The sequence below is a fragment of the Streptomyces sp. NPDC004667 genome, from assembly GCF_040609475.1.
Lineage (GTDB): Bacteria > Actinomycetota > Actinomycetes > Streptomycetales > Streptomycetaceae > Streptomyces.
Window position 1 is genome coordinate 40,008 of sequence record NZ_JBEXKC010000018.1, and the last position, 16,018, is coordinate 56,025.

The 16,018-nt window shown below is 72.0% G+C and carries 15 protein-coding genes; 9 read left to right on the top strand and 6 right to left on the bottom strand.

Annotated elements, in window-relative coordinates; translation table 11 throughout:
• Positions 1–21: 21 nt before the first annotated feature.
• From ABZW32_RS13050 to ABZW32_RS13060, 3 genes are all read right to left on the bottom strand, one after another.
• Positions 22–2,157: a hypothetical protein gene (locus ABZW32_RS13050; RefSeq protein ID WP_356214851.1), complete on the bottom strand. Its 2,136-nt coding sequence runs from the start codon at positions 2,155–2,157 to the stop codon at positions 22–24.
• Positions 2,158–2,627: 470 nt separating this feature from the next.
• Complete coding sequence (locus tag ABZW32_RS13055; RefSeq protein WP_356214852.1) at positions 2,628–4,169, bottom strand: AMP-binding protein; 1,542 nt, start codon at positions 4,167–4,169, stop codon at positions 2,628–2,630.
• Positions 4,170–4,316: 147 nt separating this feature from the next.
• Positions 4,317–5,417 carry a winged helix DNA-binding domain-containing protein gene (locus ABZW32_RS13060; protein WP_356214854.1) on the bottom strand — a complete coding sequence of 367 codons (1,101 nt, stop codon included), beginning with the start codon at positions 5,415–5,417 and terminating at the stop codon, positions 4,317–4,319.
• Positions 5,418–5,562: 145 nt separating this feature from the next.
• Between ABZW32_RS13060 and ABZW32_RS13065 the strand changes: the two genes are divergently transcribed.
• Positions 5,563–6,723 carry a magnesium and cobalt transport protein CorA gene (locus ABZW32_RS13065; RefSeq protein WP_356214856.1) on the top strand — a complete coding sequence of 387 codons (1,161 nt, stop codon included), beginning with the start codon at positions 5,563–5,565 and terminating at the stop codon, positions 6,721–6,723.
• A 58-nt stretch (positions 6,724–6,781) separates the two neighbouring features.
• Positions 6,782–7,060: a MobC family plasmid mobilization relaxosome protein gene (locus ABZW32_RS13070; RefSeq protein WP_356214858.1), complete on the top strand. Its 279-nt coding sequence runs from the start codon at positions 6,782–6,784 to the stop codon at positions 7,058–7,060.
• A 55-nt stretch (positions 7,061–7,115) separates the two neighbouring features.
• Here the strand turns inward: ABZW32_RS13070 and ABZW32_RS13075 are convergent, their stop codons facing one another.
• Positions 7,116–7,664, bottom strand: coding sequence for a GNAT family N-acetyltransferase (locus tag ABZW32_RS13075; protein ID WP_356214860.1), 549 nt, complete (start codon positions 7,662–7,664; stop codon positions 7,116–7,118).
• Between the two features lie 23 nt (positions 7,665–7,687).
• Positions 7,688–8,962, bottom strand: a complete 1,275-nt coding sequence (locus ABZW32_RS13080; protein ID WP_356214862.1) for a Tat pathway signal protein — start codon at positions 8,960–8,962, stop codon at positions 7,688–7,690.
• Between the two features lie 166 nt (positions 8,963–9,128).
• Here ABZW32_RS13080 and ABZW32_RS13085 point away from each other — a divergent pair, with 166 nt between their 5' ends.
• The 7 genes from ABZW32_RS13085 to ABZW32_RS13115 all read left to right on the top strand — a co-directional run bounded on the left by ABZW32_RS13085 (position 9,129) and on the right by ABZW32_RS13115 (position 14,800).
• Positions 9,129–9,521, top strand: a complete 393-nt coding sequence (locus ABZW32_RS13085; protein ID WP_356214864.1) for a hypothetical protein — start codon at positions 9,129–9,131, stop codon at positions 9,519–9,521.
• A 193-nt stretch (positions 9,522–9,714) separates the two neighbouring features.
• Positions 9,715–10,575, top strand: coding sequence for a glycosyltransferase (locus ABZW32_RS13090; protein WP_356214866.1), 861 nt, complete (start codon positions 9,715–9,717; stop codon positions 10,573–10,575).
• A 26-nt stretch (positions 10,576–10,601) separates the two neighbouring features.
• Complete coding sequence (locus ABZW32_RS13095; protein WP_356214868.1) at positions 10,602–11,486, top strand: phosphotransferase; 885 nt, start codon at positions 10,602–10,604, stop codon at positions 11,484–11,486.
• Entirely contained in the window at positions 11,483–12,214 is a 732-nt protein-coding gene (locus ABZW32_RS13100) for a glycosyltransferase (protein WP_356214870.1), read from the top strand. Before ABZW32_RS13095 ends, ABZW32_RS13100 begins: the two co-directional genes overlap by 4 nt.
• On the top strand, positions 12,211–13,107 hold the full coding sequence (locus tag ABZW32_RS13105) for a PIG-L family deacetylase (RefSeq protein ID WP_356214872.1): 897 nt from the start codon (positions 12,211–12,213) through the stop codon (positions 13,105–13,107). Before ABZW32_RS13100 ends, ABZW32_RS13105 begins: the two co-directional genes overlap by 4 nt.
• Complete coding sequence (locus ABZW32_RS13110; protein WP_356214874.1) at positions 13,104–13,718, top strand: hypothetical protein; 615 nt, start codon at positions 13,104–13,106, stop codon at positions 13,716–13,718. The genes ABZW32_RS13105 and ABZW32_RS13110 overlap by 4 nt, the downstream gene beginning before the upstream one ends.
• Complete coding sequence (locus ABZW32_RS13115) at positions 13,715–14,800, top strand: glycosyltransferase (RefSeq protein ID WP_356214876.1); 1,086 nt, start codon at positions 13,715–13,717, stop codon at positions 14,798–14,800. Before ABZW32_RS13110 ends, ABZW32_RS13115 begins: the two co-directional genes overlap by 4 nt.
• Here the strand turns inward: ABZW32_RS13115 and ABZW32_RS13120 are convergent.
• Complete coding sequence (locus ABZW32_RS13120; protein WP_356214878.1) at positions 14,797–15,972, bottom strand: phosphotransferase; 1,176 nt, start codon at positions 15,970–15,972, stop codon at positions 14,797–14,799. The genes ABZW32_RS13115 and ABZW32_RS13120 overlap by 4 nt on opposite strands.
• Positions 15,973–16,018: the final 46 nt, after the last annotated feature.

Genomic DNA, 16,018 nt, shown 5'->3' on the forward strand with positions numbered 1-16,018 from the left:
TCCTCGTGCCGGAGCGGTCGATCACAGCAAGGGGCTTGCGAAGGCCAACGGGCAGGGCGGACCCTCCCATTGCCAGGTGGGACCGAGCGCCTCGGCCACGTCGGCGGCCGTGTCCGCGCCGGGGCGGAAGGAACCGTCGCGGGAGAGCTCGGCCCACGCCGTGGCCGCGTAGCGCTCGACGGCGGCCCGTGCCCGGTCGGGGGGCGTCTGCCCGGTCCGCGGGTCCGCCCTGGTCATCACGCGGACTCCGGCGGCGCGCAGCCGGTCGGCTTCGGCCCGCCAGTCCGTGCCGAGCGGGCAGGACGGCACCATGCCGTGCTGCCGGGGCGGCGCGGGCGGCCTGCGGGCGACGATCAGGGCGACCCGTCGTACGGCCTCGTCTCCGTGGGGCGGCGCCGTGGCGAGCGGCACCAGTGTCCTGAGCGCGTCCTCCAGCGAGGACACCGTGTCCTGGCGGCGCCGGGCGGGCTCCCAGGCGTCCAGCGCGGTGAGCGCGGCCGCGGCGGGCCCGGCCGGGACCGGTGGCATCAGCAGGATCCGCCGGGGGGCGTAGCCGTTCTCGTGGATCGCGTGGTCGTAGTGGCCCACGGCGCCGACGCGCAGGGCGCTCCCGGCACCGCGGTGGCGGGCCAGTGATCCGATGAGGTCCCGTACGAAGGCCAGCCGCTCTTCGGTCTCGGCCGCGTCCGCGCCGCTCAGCTCGACGGTGCAGAAGACCTCCAGCCGCGGCGGGCGGACGATCCGCCGGGGCAGGCCGGTGACCAGCGCGGTCAGGTTCAGATCGGGACCGTCCAGGGCGGTCGGCTTCGGAGCGGGACCGTCCGGCGCGGTCTGGTTCGGAGCGGGACCGTCCAGGGCGGTCAGCTTCGGATCGCAATCGTCCGGTGTGGTCAGGGACGGTGACGCCCCGTCCGGTGAGGGCGGCTCCTGCGCCCCGTCGCCCTCGCGGGGCGCGGGCGGGCCCTCGCCCTCGCGGGGCGCGGGCGGGCCGTCGCCGGTCGCGGCGAGGGCGACCTCCCCGGGGCCCCGCAGGACGAAGGTGAGGCTGGCCGCTTCCAGTGCCCCGAGGGCGGTCCGCCCCACGCCGAGGACCGTCGGGGCCGTGTCGCGGCCCGCCGGGGGGCCGGCCAGCACGGGGAGGAGCACGGAGGTGTTGCCGATGGCCCCACCGTGCACCGTGACGGTGGCGGTCGCGTCCGCCCCGGGACGGAGCCGGACGCCCGCGGGGAAGAGCACGTGGCGGTGGACGTGCACCGCCCCGGTCCGCCGGTCGGCGCTGGCCAGCAGCAGGCAGTGGTCCACGGGCAGCGGCGCGGTACGCAGTACCCCCCGTACGGCGTCCGCCGTCGTGGTGCCGTACGCCGGCCCGTCGCGCCGGTGCAGCTCGGCCCTCAGGGGACGGCTGCGGCGGAGCGTGGCGACGGCGCGGTCCAGCAGGGTCCAGCCGGGGTGGCCCACCAGCAGCACCGTGGAGCGGTCGCGGGGCGGCGGTAAGGACGCCGTCAGCCGGCGCAGCACCGCCGCGTCGAAATCCCTCCGGTCGACCGGGGACATCTCGCCGATGCCCCCGGCGAGCTGGAAGCGGCGGATTTCCGGGTGCGGGTCCAGTGCGGGGGCGAGGTGCTCCCAGTCCACGGTCCCGGCGTCCTTCTGGCGGGGTATTCCGCTCTCGTCCAGATACGCCTTGATCAGGTTCACGCGATCGGGGTCGAATTCGACGAAGAGCAATTCCCCGACGCGCCCGAAGATCAAATCGTCGAGTATTTCAAGCCATTGCGCCGGCCTGCGGACCGACACTTCCTCCCACGGACCCGCCGACTGCTCCCGCAGGGCCCCCGAAGCACCGGGCCCGGCCTCCGGCAGCCCTCCCCGGACCACAGCGGCGAGCCGCTCGGAGATGCTGCCCGCAGGCGTTCCCGGGCCCGTTCCGGCGCCCGCTCGGGTGCCCGCTCGGGTGCCCGCTCCGGCGCCCGCTCCGGCGCCCGCTCGGGTTCCTGCCCCGGCGCCCGACCGGGTGCCCGCCCCGGCGGCCGGAGCCACGCTCCCGCACAGCACCGCCGCCCGTACGTCCCAGCCGTGCCCGGCGGCCGCCAACGCGTCGGCCGCCCGGCGCTCGGCCTCCTCGGTCAGGTCCCCGAGGACCGGGTCGCCCCGCATCCGCCACCGACAGACCGTGCACAGGTACCCCTCTTCGGGAGTTCCGCACACGGGGCATGCTTGATCAATACGGGTCCCCCGCATTCGACGACTCCCGCCCCCCGCCGCACAAACCGCCAGCAACGTTCACGCGCACGTGGTTCCGGACCCGACTGTCGCCCGACATGTAACCGGGATCACGTAGCGTTCAGCGGAATCATGGTGGCACAACCGAGCCGGAATGTGACGTGTTTTGCACAGCCCCCCGCCCAGTGGTCATTTGTTTGGTTCCGGGACCCTCATTCGCCCCGGTCCGGGGCGGTTCCGGGTCGGTTCCAGGTCGGTTCCGGGTCGGCCGGGCGGGCTGCCGCGGACCGCCCGGACCATCCGGACCGCCCGGACGTACGCGGCACGGCGCCACCCGCACCGGAGCCCTCCGGGGCGCGGCCGCACGACCGCACGACCGCACGACCGGCCACATCACCGATCGGTCAGTTGACCTCGCGGTCCAGGGCGGACCAGTAGGGCTCACGGAGCTTGAACTTCTGGATCTTGCCCGTGGCGGTGCGCGGGATCGCCTCGCGGAACTCCACGCTCGTCGGCGCCTTGTAGCCCGCCATCCGCTGCTTGCAGTGGGCGATGATGTCGGCCTCCCCCGCCTCGGCCCCCTCGGTGAGGACCACGAGCGCCTTGATCGTCTCGCCCCACTTCTCGTGCGGCACGCCGATGACGGCGACCTCGGCGACCGCCGGGTGGCTGAAGATCACGTCCTCGACCTCGATCGACGACACGTTCTCGCCGCCGGTGATGATCACGTCCTTCTTCCGGTCGGAGATCGTCAGGTGCCCGTCGGCCTCGTCGACGGTGCCGCCGTCGCCGGTGTGGAACCAGCCGTCCTCCAGCGCCGCCGAGGTCTCCTCGGGCTTGTCCCAGTAGCCGTCGAGCACGACGTTCGAGCGCGCCAGGACCTCACCGGAGTCGGAGACCCTGAGCTTGACCCCGAGCGCCGGCAGTCCGGCGCGCGACAGCTTGCGCGCCCGCTCCTCGGCGGGCAGCCCGGCGTCGGCGGGGCGGGCCCGGTTGAAGGTGAGCAGCGGCGAGGTCTCGGTCAGGCCGTAGATCTGGGAGAACTCCCAGCCCAGCTCCTCGTCCATCCGCTGGATCATCTTGCTCGGCGGCGGGGCGCCGGCGCACACGACGCGCACCCGGTCACGGCCGGGGATCTCGCCCTCCCAGGTCGCCGCCGCGTCGAGGACCGCGTTCCAGACGGCGGGCGCCCCGCACATGAGGGTGACGCCGTGCTCCTCCACCCGTCGCAGGATTTCGCCGCCGTCGACCTTGCGCAGGACGACCTGCTTCACGCCGAGGCCGGCCATCACGTAGGGCATGCCCCAGCCGTTGCAGTGGAACATCGGCAGCGTGTGCATGTAGACGTCGCGTTCCCACACACGCGTGTGCAGGCCGAAGGTCAGCCCGTTGACCCAGATGTTGCGGTGCGTCAGCTGCACCCCCTTGGGGCGGGCGGTGGTGCCCGAGGTGTAGTTGATCGTCGCGGTGGCGTCCTCGTCGGGCTTCGACCACGGGCGCGGCTCGACGCCGAAGCGCATCAGCTCGGTCTCGGTCCGCTCGCCCAGGACGAACCGGTGGCGCGCCGTGACCCCGGACAGCGGGCCGTCGAGCTCCGGGTCGACGAGCAGGACGGAGGCCCCGCTCTGCCGCACCACGTACGCGACTTCCTCGGGCTTGAGCCGGAAGTTGACGGGCACGCACACGCGACCGCTCATCGGCACCGCGAACAACAGCTCGAGCAGCCGGGCCGAGTTGTGGCTGACCACAGCCACTCTCTCGCCCTCGCCGACACCGAGCGCGTCGAAGCCCGCCTGCCAGGCCCGTACGCGCTCGCCCAGCCGCCCGTACGTCGACACGGGCACCGGCGCGCCGGGCTGGTCCGGCTCGTCGATCACGCCGGCGCTGGACGGGAACCCCAGCTCGGCCCGGTCGAGGAAGTCCGCAACAGTCATTGGAACCCGCATAGCCCACTCACTCCTGAATCCCGGAACGCCAGAACACCCGTACGGAGGAACGGCGCCGCACGGCGGGGGCCGCCGGAGGCGCCGAACTCCGACCATGGAGGCATCGTGCCGTGCCGGACGGGCGCTCCACCAGCCACCGAGGCGACGTCAGCCGCGGATTGCCCCGAAGTGCACGGGCCCCGGACCTCGCCCCATGCCGGCGAGCAGCGCCTCCCCCTCGGCGACGATCTCCTCCTCGACGCCCCGGGGGTGCGTCCCGAACAGCTCGACGAGCAGTCCGTCGCCCTCCGTCCGCCACAGCCCGGCGAGGAACCCGTCGACGAGCAGGGTGCGGTGGGCCTGGTTCCCGGTCCAGGCGCGGCCCTTGTGCTCGGGGGCCACGACGCGGGAACGGTCGGCGTGGGAGAGCAGCAGGTTGTCGAACTCGGGGAGGAAGCGGGGCGGCGCCGGGGTGTCGGCGTCGGGGCGGGGCGCGTCGGGCAGGTCGAAGAGCTCGACCCCGTTCTCGTCGCGGAAGACGAGCAGCCGGGGCCGGAGCCGCTCGAAGGCCGCGCGCAGGCGGGTGAGACCGGCCCAGGTCTGCATGTCCTTGACGGAGGCGGGCCCGAAGGCACCGAGGTAGCGCAGCACCACGTCGTCGACCGCCTGCGGCCGCACCTCGTCGACGTTCCCGCCCAGCCACCGCTCGACGGTGGTCAGCCGCACCTGACCGCTGCGGCCCCACACCCCGCGGGGGGTGACCTGCACGAGCGGGAGCAGGCAGCGGGCGGCGACGGCCAGCGACTGGGGGTCGGCCGCGGGCCACTCCCGGAGCAGCTCCTCGCGGATCTCCCCCATGGTGCGCGGCTCGTCCTCGACGAAGGCCCTGGCGCGCGCGCCGAGCCGGTCGAGGTCCACGCCGGTCAGGCCCTTGCGGAAGTAACCCACCTCGCGGTCGCGGGCCGCCTGGACGAGCGGGCGCAGGGTGAGGGCGTCGTGGGCGGTGTGGGTGTGGATGGTGGAGCGCATGGTGACCATCCGGACCACCTCCCGGGACTCCATGAGCCCGGCCAACCGCTCGGGCCCGAACCCGGCGAGGCGGGCGTGCAGCTGGTAGTAGGGCGGCTGCACGTTCTGGGCCTGGAGTCCGACGAGGTGCGCGACGGCGTCCCGCGCGGACATCCCGGCGCGGCTCAGCAGCAGCTGGCGGGCGAGCGTGGCACGGTTCAGAGCGCGGATGCCGAGTACGGGATTCGTCGTGGAGGCCATACACCCACGCTAGCCCCCCTTGCGGACACCGCCTGTCCGCAATCCCCACCCCACACCCCTCCCCACCCCACGCCCCTCGCCCCTCCCTGACCTATATCCTGCCTTTTGCCCGCAAAAAACCCGTTCGACCGGGAGCTGACCTGCGATGTCGGAGCGCCCAGACCGCCGCCCCTCCTCCCTGTCCGCGAAGCGCTCGGGATGGCTGCGCCCGTCCGGCCCCTCCTCCCCGGCCCCGCCGGCCGCCTCCGGCCCGGCGGGCGCGGCCGCCCCCGTCCCCGCGGACCACCGCAGCGTGATCGACTCCGCGGTCTACCGCGACGGCCGCCGGGTCGCCTCCCCCGCCACCCTCGCGGACACCTTCCGGCAGCTGCGCGAACAGCACGGCGGCATGGCATGGATCGGCCTGCACCGCCCGACGGAATCCGAACTCCACTCCCTGGCAGCCGAGTTCAACCTCCACCCCCTCGCGGTCGAGGACGCCATGGAGGCCCACCAACGCCCCAAGCTGGAGCGCTACGGCCACACCCTCTTCGTGGTCCTGCGCGCGGCCCGCTACCTGGACGCCCCGGAGGAGGTCGACTTCGGGGAACTCCACGTCTTCGTCGGCCCGGACTTCCTCATCACGGTCCGCCACGGCGCGGCCCCCGACCTCTCGGCGGTCCGCCGCCGCATGGAGGAGACCCCGGACCTCCTCTCCCTTGGCCCGGAGGCGGCGCTCTACGCCATCCTCGACGCCGTGGTCGACGGCTACGCCCCGGTCGTCGCGGGCGTCCAGAACGACATGGACGAAATCGAGACCGAGGTCTTCCGCGGCGACCCCGAAGTCTCCCGCCGCATCTACGAACTCTCCCGCGAAATGGTCGAGTTCCAGCGCGCCACCCGCCCCCTGGTCGGCATGCTCCACGCACTGATGGCCGGCTTCGCCAAGTACGGCACGGACGAGGAACTCCAGCGCTACCTCCGCGACGTGGCGGACCACGTCACCCACACCAGCGAACGCGTCGACGGCTTCCGCCAGGCCCTCACCGAAATCCTCACGGTCAACGCCACCCTCGTCTCCCAACAACAGAACGCCGAAATGCGCGCCCTGGCGGAAGCCGGCTTCGAACAGAACGAGGAGATCAAGAAGATCTCCTCCTGGGCCGCCATCCTCTTCGCCCCCACCCTGGTGGGCACGATCTACGGCATGAACTTCGAGGTCATGCCGGAACTCCACTGGGTGGCCGGCTACCCCTTCGCGATCCTCCTGATGGCGGTCGTCTGCACCAGCCTGTACATCATCTTCAAGAAGCGCGACTGGCTGTAGAGCACATCTCGACCGAGGGAGAGACCGGTGTCGTCGCCCGCGACGTGGGCGACTTCCTGTGGCTACTGGCAGGCGGCTTCGGTCCCCGGGAAGCTGCCACCTCGACGGATGCCGAAGCCCGAATCCATGGGGTACGCCCCCTACTCCAGGAGTTCAAGAGCTGTTCGCTGCCCGCAGGCGCCTCGGCCAAATCGGCAACAACCTGAACCAGCTCACACGCGCCGTCAACTCCGGCGGCCGGCCGACCGACATCCAACTCGACGCCGTACTCGACTCGATCCACCAGGCTTCCACACGCGTCCAGGACGCCACCGATCAACTCATCAGCGATTGCTAGGACTCACCACCACACCCCTGCCCCCCACGAGGATCGCCCTACAGACCTACTGCCATCACCTCAACGTCCGGAGCATGGTGGTGTACACAGGCGCGTCGGGGAACGGCTGCTGGTCGCCAATGTGCTGGTACCCCCACCCCTCGTAGAGGGCTTTCACCTTCGGGTGGCCGGGTTCGACCAGCAGCGTGACGCGTTCCTCCGTGCGCCCGGCCAGCAGTTCCTCGTGGATCCGGTGCGCCAGGCCCGTGCCCCTCCAGGGAGCCCGGATCATGATCTCGAAGAGCGCGAGGGTACGGGTGCCGTCCTCGGTCGTGTCCGCCTCGGGAAGCGGCTGGAGCATGTGCGCCCACCAGCCGGTGTTCTGGGGCAGGGCCGCGGCGTAGGCGTAGCCGGCGGCCTCGCCACCGTCGTAGGCGACCACCGCCTCCCAGGACGGGCGGGAGGAGTGGCCTGTGAGACGCCCCTCGAAACGGTCGACGGAGAAGAACGGGTCCTCGCCGATCTCCTTCTCGTACACCTCGGCGTACACACCGACCAGGGTGGGGCGGATGGTAGCCAGCTGGTCGGTGCCGTAGCGGTGAAGGGTGATCTCGGGGGCGGGCATGGTGCTCCTTGTCGCGTGGCGGTTCAGGCAGTGCGGGTGCGGTCGTTCCACTGGCGGGTGACGGCGGACTTGGGGGCCGCCTGGTTGAGTGCGGAGGTGAAGCTGTCCAGGAGGTGGGGGACCCGGCCGGAGTCGGCGCCGGTCGGGGTGATGACGCGGGTGGCGGTGGCCACGGCCTCCTCGACGTCGCCTTGGGCGACCTGCGCGAGAGCCGCCTGGGAGAGGTAGTAGGCGCGGTTGCGGTGCTGGTCATCGCGGAGGTCGGCGATGCACCGGTGGGCGTGGAACTCGGCCTTCTCTGCTTCGCCGAGCCGGTAGTGGGTGATGCCGGTCAGGCCGTGGAGTTCGCCCCGGGTGTAGAAGGCGACGGAAGACGGACGGGCCTCGGCGGGATCGGCCCGGTCGTAGGCACCGTGGGCCCGGTCCAGGGCTCGGAGGGCACGGGTCTTGTCACCGAGGCTGGCGGCGGTCAGGGCGATCCGGGAGTGGGTCAGCGAGGCGTAGAAGGGGTCGGTGCGGTGCGCCCGGGTGCCGGTGCAGGCTTCGGCCGCAGCTAAGGCGTCGGCGTAACGGCCCCGCTGTCCGGCGAGCATGGCGGCGTACCGCCAGGTCTGGTGCTGGACCTGTCCGTCTCCGGAGAGCCCTGCGAGGGTGACGGACTGCTCCAGGTAGCGCTGGGCCTCCCCCAGCCGGCGGGCGTCGATGGCGGAGAACATGGCGAAGGCCGTGAAGGACGCGGCGACGGCGTAGAGGCGGGAGCGGACCCGCTGGCTGGCGGAGCCGTGCTGCTGGAGGCTGAGCGCACGGGCGGCAAGATCGGCGGCGCGCCTCTCCAGAACGGGGCCGCCACCGTTCTGGTCGTCCAGGAGCCACAGTTCGGCCAGCAGAACGCGCAGGCGATCGACGTCGGAATGCCCGACGGTGGGTCGGGTTGCTGCGGTCGCAGTGCCGGTGGACACGGCGACGGCGGCGCCGGTGGCTACGGAGATGAAGCTTCGACGGCCGAGCACAGGGGCCTCCAGTCGTGCCGAGGGCTTTATGGGACGGGGGCGGGCACGGGGTACGAACCCCAGGTCGGTCGCAGGAAGCCCGGAGACGACCTCCAGAGCCTGCCACTGGCGGTCCTGGGGCGAGCGGTTCTCTCCCGACAGCCACCGGTAGACCGTCCGTTCGGTGACGGCGCCGCGGTGGCCTGTGAGGTCTGCCATGGCGTCGTTGACCTGCTCGGCAAGAGCGCCCGCACTGAGCCCGTGTTCCTTCATCCAGGTCTCTAATTCCGCGTTCCGCTTCCGCACCATGCAGCCACGGTAGGGGTGGGGCTGACATCCAAGGTAGTGGAGGTCGGGACTTTTCGTCAGTGGTCACGCGAGTAGGCACGAGCCGATTCGTCATGTCCAACGCGGCTCGGTGGCGGGTTACTTGTCCGCACAGCCGAACTGGTAGCAGCCGGATGGGAGAGGAATCGTGACCGTACTCGCGCACGAAGTGGCAGCAGTACCGAGCGGGGCAGCCACGGTCACCTCCGCCGACCAGGAGACCGCGATCACGTCTGTAACTGCCGCCGTCGCCGGGGACGTCGAGGCCGCCCTCGCCCTCGCCGACCACCAACCGGCCGGGGAGGCGTCCGTCCGGCTGCGGGAGCGGCTGCGCGAGCACGTCCGCACCCTGGCGGTGCCCGCCGAACGATACGCGGACCTGCTGCCGGAGAGCCGACAGAAGGACATCGCAACCGCCACCGTGCGGTTCGCCCGCAAGGTCGCCCGGGACTGCGGGACCGATCCGGCGATAGCGCTGCGGCTGCTGGCCAAGTCAGCGGCCCACCTCGCCCGGTACACGGACCTCCTGCGGCAGGCCTGAATCGTTTCCGGCGCCGGCCTGCCCGGAGGCGCCGGTGCCGGAAGCCCGCCACCTGCCCGGCCGCGGCAGGTGACAACAGCGCCCCACCGACACCAGTGGGGCCGGTCGTCTCTCCGTATACGGGCGAGCAGACGGCCACCGTGCCCCGGCCCAGCGCCGGGCCCCGTCGAACCTCGTCTTGGAGGCACCCCGCGTGTACGCGATCGGCATGTGCGTCGATGCCCGCTATCTGTTGCCCGCCATGGTCACACTCGGGTCGGTCGCCGACCACCTGCCGGTGGCCGACCGCCGCGAGAGCGCGGTACGGGTACTGACCAACGGTCTGTCCCCGGGGCAGGCCGCCGTGATGGAGTCCTTCGCCCGCCGCTGCGGGTTCGGCTCCTTCGACCTGCGCTGGCAGACCCCGCCGGCCGAGAGCGTGATGGCGGACACCGCCTACATCTCCGTCGCCACCTACCTGAGGTTCGGGTTCACCCCCGGCTTCCTCGACCGGCCGTTCCTGATCTACGTGGACGCGGACGTACACGTGCGCGGCGACGTCTCCGCGCCCCTGGACGGACTGTCGGCGGACCGGATCGGCGCTGTTCAGGACGAGTTCAACCCGGCCGTCGGGCAGTGCCCGGCACTCCCCGGGGTCGCCGAGCGCTGGCCCCACCTGGTGGGGCGCACCTACTTCAATGCCGGGATGCTGTGGGTCCCCGTGCCGATGCTCGCCCCCATGCGGGCCGGGGTCCAGCGGGCCCTGGTCGGCGGGCGGCAGTACATCAAGCACAACGACCAGTGCGCCTTGAACCTTTGGCTGTTGTCCTCCGGGGCCGCGCACCCGGTCGGGCCGGTGTTCAACCGGTTCGAGGTGGACCGGTTCCTCGAGCGGGGGGACTGGGTCCGCCGGGTCCTCCGCCGCCCGGTCACCCGCCGGGACGGGCACGTGGTGCACTTCGTCGGTGGCCACAAGCCGTGGATGCGCGCGTGCCCCGGCACGGAGGACGTGCGTGCCTACCGGCAGCAGATGCACCGCACGCTGCGGCACCTGGCCGGGGCGGGTGCACGGTGACCGGCGGCGGCGGCACGTTCCCGGCAGTGGAGCGCGCCTGCGCGGAGCTGACCGGGTCGGCGCCGGCCGAGACTGTCCGGGTCCACCACGGGCCGAAGACGGACGTCTACCGCGTCCGTCTCGCCGACGGCCGCTCTGTGGTGGTCAAGCTGTTCACGGCCGACACCGCCCACGGAGCGGCTGACGAGGCCCGCCTCCTTGCCGCCGTCACCGCAACCGGGCGGGTGCGGGTACCGGTCGTGATCGGGCACGGCCCCGTTCCCGGTCTGACAGTCTCCGCCCTGGTCACCGCCGATGCCGGAACGAGCACCTTGGGCGACGCCGTCCGGGCCGGGCAGATCCCACGTCCCGCGGCCCTGCTGCGGCTCGCCCTGCTGATGGCGGCCTTCCACGGCGCCAAGGCCCCGCCCGGCGTCCCCCTGGCCCCGGGCATCGGCCAGCAGGTCAGCGCCCTGGCCGCCCACTGCCCCAAACAGGTCTTCGTCCGGCTGGCGCCTGCCCTGGAGGTCATCGCAGCCGGGACCCGCCTTGAACGGCTCGTGTGGTGCCATGGAGATCTCCACCTGGAGAACGTGATCCACGGAGGCGTCCGACGCCTCACCGCCGGCGAATACGGCCAGCCACTCCTCCCCGACTGCCTCGTGGACTTCGAGGCCGCGACCGTGGAGGTCCCCGAGTACGACCTCGCCCAGACCCTCGTGACCTGCGATGCCCTGGAGCCGTCCGACCGGGTGTTCATGGCCGCCGCCTACGGACGGCCCGTCGACGCCCGGCTCCTGAACGCCTACGTGGCCTTCCAGGCCGTACGCGGCTGGACCTACGCAGCCCACCGGGAAGGCCGCGACCTCGACGCCTGGGCGGCCCGCCTTCACCTCGCCCTGTCCCCGCAAGCAGGAAGGACTGTGCTGTGACCGATCCCGATCTGTCGGTAATCATCCCCGCCTACAACGAGGCCAAGTACTTGCCCCGTTACTTGCCCACCGTCTTCGCTTCCCTCCGAGCCTGGGAAGCCGGCTCCGGACTCGCGGGGGAGGTGATCGTGGTGGACAACGCCTCCACCGACGACACCTCGACCGTCGCGAAGGAACTGGGGGCCAGGGTGGTGACGGAGCCCGTCCGCAGCATCGGCCTGGCCCGGAACACCGGAGCCCGCGCGGCCGAGGGACGGATGCTGTTCTTCGTCGACGCCGACGTGGCCCTACCGCTGGAGGGGATCACCGCCGCCGTCGCCGCGATGGGCACCGGGGCCGTCGGCGGGGCCATCCCACCGCTCTACACTCCCGCCCGGTTCGGGGCCCGTCTGATCTGCGCCTACTGGGACCACCACCGCGCCCGCCACGGGGGTGCACAGGGAGTCAACCAGTTCTGCACCCGAGACGCGTTCAAGGCCGTACACGGCTACCGGCCGGACTATTTCATGAGCGAGGACATGGAGTTCTTCGCCCGACTGACCGCCTACGGCCGCCGCACGGGCGGTCCCGTCGCGGTCCTCGAAGACCTCCGCGTGCGGCCCTCCACCCGCCGCTACGACGCCTGGTCCACGGCCCGGATGCTCTGGTGGCAGAACCCCGTGATCGTCCGCCTCGGCCTGACCTCGCCCCGCTTCTGGCGCAACTGGTACGCCACCACCGTCCGATGATCGGAGAACCTCAGGTGACCCGCCTTCCCCTGCCGGACGCCGACGGCATCTACACCTTCCCCACCGACCTCCTGACCGCGCACCGGTCCTGGATGGACTCCCTGACCGGGTCGAAGGAGATCATGACGCTGACGGCGCCGCTGACCCTCGCGCCGTACTGGATCGAGCCGCGCAAGCCGTCCGGGCGGCCGGTGGTCGTCATCGAACCCCACCACGACGACTTCGTCCTGTCCGCCTCCGGGACCTTCCTCGCCCGCCCCCGGCCGCTGACCGTGGTCACCGTCTTCACCCGCTCGCGCAGCGTCCACCCCTCCCTCGAAAGCACCTACAACAGCGTGGAGGCGGTCTCCGGACTCCGCGACCGCGAAGCCGCCCAGTCCCTGTTGCCCCTGGGAGGGGCCCGGGTCGGTCTGGGGCACAAGGACGCCGAGAAGCCGTACCGGGCACCCGAGCCGACCCAGGTGGACCGGATCACCTCCGAGCTCGCCGAGGTGCTGGACGGGATGGACGACGCGGAACTGCTCGCCCCGGCCGCCGTCACCCGCCACCCGGACCACCTCGCCGTCCACGAGGCGGCGCGCCGCCTGGGCTGCCGGTGGTTCTGGGAGGACGTCGCCTTCTGGTCCACCTATGCCTTGTCCGGATGCGACCGGCAGCTGTTCCGGCAGCGGGTACGCGACATCCTCGACCCGGAGGTCGAGGACATCACGGGCACTGTCCTGGACAAGGTGACCCTGCTCCACATGCACGGCTCGCAGATGCACCCCGCGCGGAAGATGTACCGGCCGATCCGGCACGCCCACACCGTCGCCGCCAACCTGCTGCCTGACCCGGACGGCCGTCCACGCGGCCAGTTCGCGGAACGCTTCTACCGGCTCGGGGGGTCGTGGTGATCCTCGGCCTGGAAGGCCCCTCGTACGGGGGCAAGACTTCCGCCCTGGGACGGCTGCGCCAGGTGCCGGCGATGCAGGACGCGATGTTCTTTCCCTGCTACGTGAAGTCGTTCGCGCGCCGCGAGGACATCCCCACCCCCGCCACCCGGTCCGCCGCCGAGCAGGTGGAGGCGTTCGTGACGTTCATGGAGATCGAGGGCGAGCGCGTGCGCGCCGCCCGCCGGCATGGCGGGCTGGTCATCCTGGACCGGACCGTCGACACCCTCCTCGCCCACGCCCATGCCATGGACGAGATCCACGGCTTCGGCATCCTGCCGGAACTGTGCCGGCGAGTCGAGGAGATGCCGTACCTGCGGCCTGACCACACCCTGTACCTGGACGTGACGCCCGAGCTCTTGCACCTGCGGCGCAAGACGGCCGGACACCACGAGGTGGAGCCCGAGTACTTCCTCCACGACCCCGCCTTCCTCACGCTTTTCCGCGACTACTTCTGCCGCCCCGTCCGCCGCCCGGCGACTGCCGAGTTGGCCATCGCCTCCGGGGACGGCGACCGGCAGGAGACGGCCGCCGTGGTGCAAGCCCTCTTCACGTACTGGGCAGGTGTCCGGTGACCGGCCCGACGGTGGTGTTCGCATGGCGGCGGACCCCGCCGCCGCTGCTGATCGGGGGCGCTGAGGTCTCCCAGCAGCTCCTGGCGGAAGAGTTCGTCCGGGCCGGCTGGCGGGTCGTCTACCTCGGCAGCCACGAGGCCCCCTGGAATGGGTCCGCCCAGATCGGCCACTTGCGCGCCCACCTCCGGGCCCACGGAACCGTGTGGGAGGAGGCCGGCGGGGAGGTCCGCTACCAGTGGAACGGCGTCTCGTGCCGGGCCGTGCCGCAGGACAGGGTGGAAGCGACGCTGAAGGGCCTCCTGGCCGAGGCCCGGCCGGAGCTGGTGGTGACCTCTCAGGAACGGGCGGCCGAGCTCGCCGCCCTTGCCCGCCGGTCCTCGCGGGTCGCCGGATGGCTGCACTCGGTCTCGGCCAACAGCATGGGCGTCCTCCACGGCCGACCGCACGTCGCCCTCGCCACGTCGAAGTTCGTCGTGGGACGGGCCCGGGCCCACGCCGATACGAAGGCGGTAGTCTTCTACCCGTCGTTCGCGTCGGCCGAAGGCGCCGGGCCCCTCCTCGCCGCGGGGCACAACACGGCCGCCCGCGTCCCCGGCAGCGTGCTGATGGTCAACCCCATCCCCGCCAAGGGCGCGGCCCTCCTGCACCAGCTGATCCGCCGGTTGCCTGCCCTCCGGTTCACTCTCGTCGAGGGCTGGTGGGACACAGCTGGCGAGTTCACCGCGTACCCAAACGTGCACTGGGTCCCCCGCACCTACGCCATGGGCCCGATCTACGCCGCGAACGACCTGCTGCTCGTGCCCTCCCAGGTCGAGGACGCCTTCCCCCGGGTGATCGTGGAAGCCGGGCTCCACGGCGTCCCCACGATCGGCTCGTCCCGCGGCGGCATTCCCGAGGCGGTGGGAGACGGCGGAATCATCGTCCACCCCGACGACGTGGGCGCCTGGGTGCAGGCGATCGAGACGGCTGACCGGGCCGGCCTCGGCGCGAAGGCCCTCGCCGGGGCAGCGCCGCTGGTCCGGCCGTGCCTGCCCGAACTGGCTGCCGCCGGGCTGATCCCGGCGGCAGCCGCCGCCGGCTAACGGGCCGCGTAGGCGGCCTGCACCTCGTCGGCGCGGTCGGTCCACCAGATCAGGAGTGCCTCGTCCGTCAGGAACATCTCACCAAAAGTGGGGTCCTGGCGGTCGAGGTAGAACTCCAGCTGCCAGAAGTCGGTCAGCCGCTTCCACCACAGCCGCTTCACCGCGTCGGCGAGGTCGCCCTCGGACAGATCGATCACGGACCGGTACCCGGAGCAGAATGCGGCGACACGGTCGAGGTCGAAGACACCGCCGACCCCGAACTGCACCTGCGCGGTCCGCGCGACCTCCTCCCCGTACGGACGGACCCCGAGCCGGTCCCAGTCCAGTACTGCCACCACCCGGCCGTCACGGCGCAGCAGGTTGCGGTACTGGAAGTCGCCGTGCGTCCACCCGTACGGCCCGGCCGGCTCCTCGCCGTCCGGCCGGGCACCGGCGTACCGGGCGAGGAGACCGCGGCGGCCGTGCAGGGCCTCGGCGGCGGCCTTGTCGAAGTCGCTCACCGGATCGGTCGGGAGGCGACTCATGAGAGCAGCGGCGGCCTGGTCGGCCTCGGCCACGTCGCGGACCTTCGCAACCGGTGCCTGCTCCGGAACCGGGCCGGGCCCATGCCGCCGCAAGCCCTCGTGCAGGCGGCCGAGGAGAGCACCGAGATCGCGGACCTGGTCGAGCGGGAGGTCCGTCCCTTGAAGGTGCTCGCCGTCCACCCAGGGCAGGGCGCAGTAGCCGTGACCACCGACTTCGACCACCAAGTCCCCACTCGCGTCTACCAGCGGCGCCGGCACCGGGATGCCCTCCCGAGCCAGGTCTACGAGGACTGCGAGATTCCTGCGAGCCTTGGGCAGAGGAACGTCAGTGATCTCCTTGAGCGCGCACACACCGGCAGCCGTCACGAGCCGCCAGTTCCGGTTCATCAGGCCATGGGCAAGGAACCGTCGATCACGTACCGCGCCCAGCCCGAACGCGTCGGAGAGAGCGGGCAGCACTGCCGCCAGACCATCTTCTCGAGTCGTATCCGTCACCCCCAGCACGGTACGCCGACGCCGAATCCCGCACCCGAATTCGTCACTCAGGCCCCCACAGAGAGTCGAAGGAAGAAGTGAACCGGGATCACCCAGCCACCGGCTCGCCTGACTCCGCCCGTGGCGGAGTCGGAACCGTCCCAGCGGCCTCACTACCCTGGCTGACGGACCACCCGCGGCCGTTCGACGATCGGGAGAC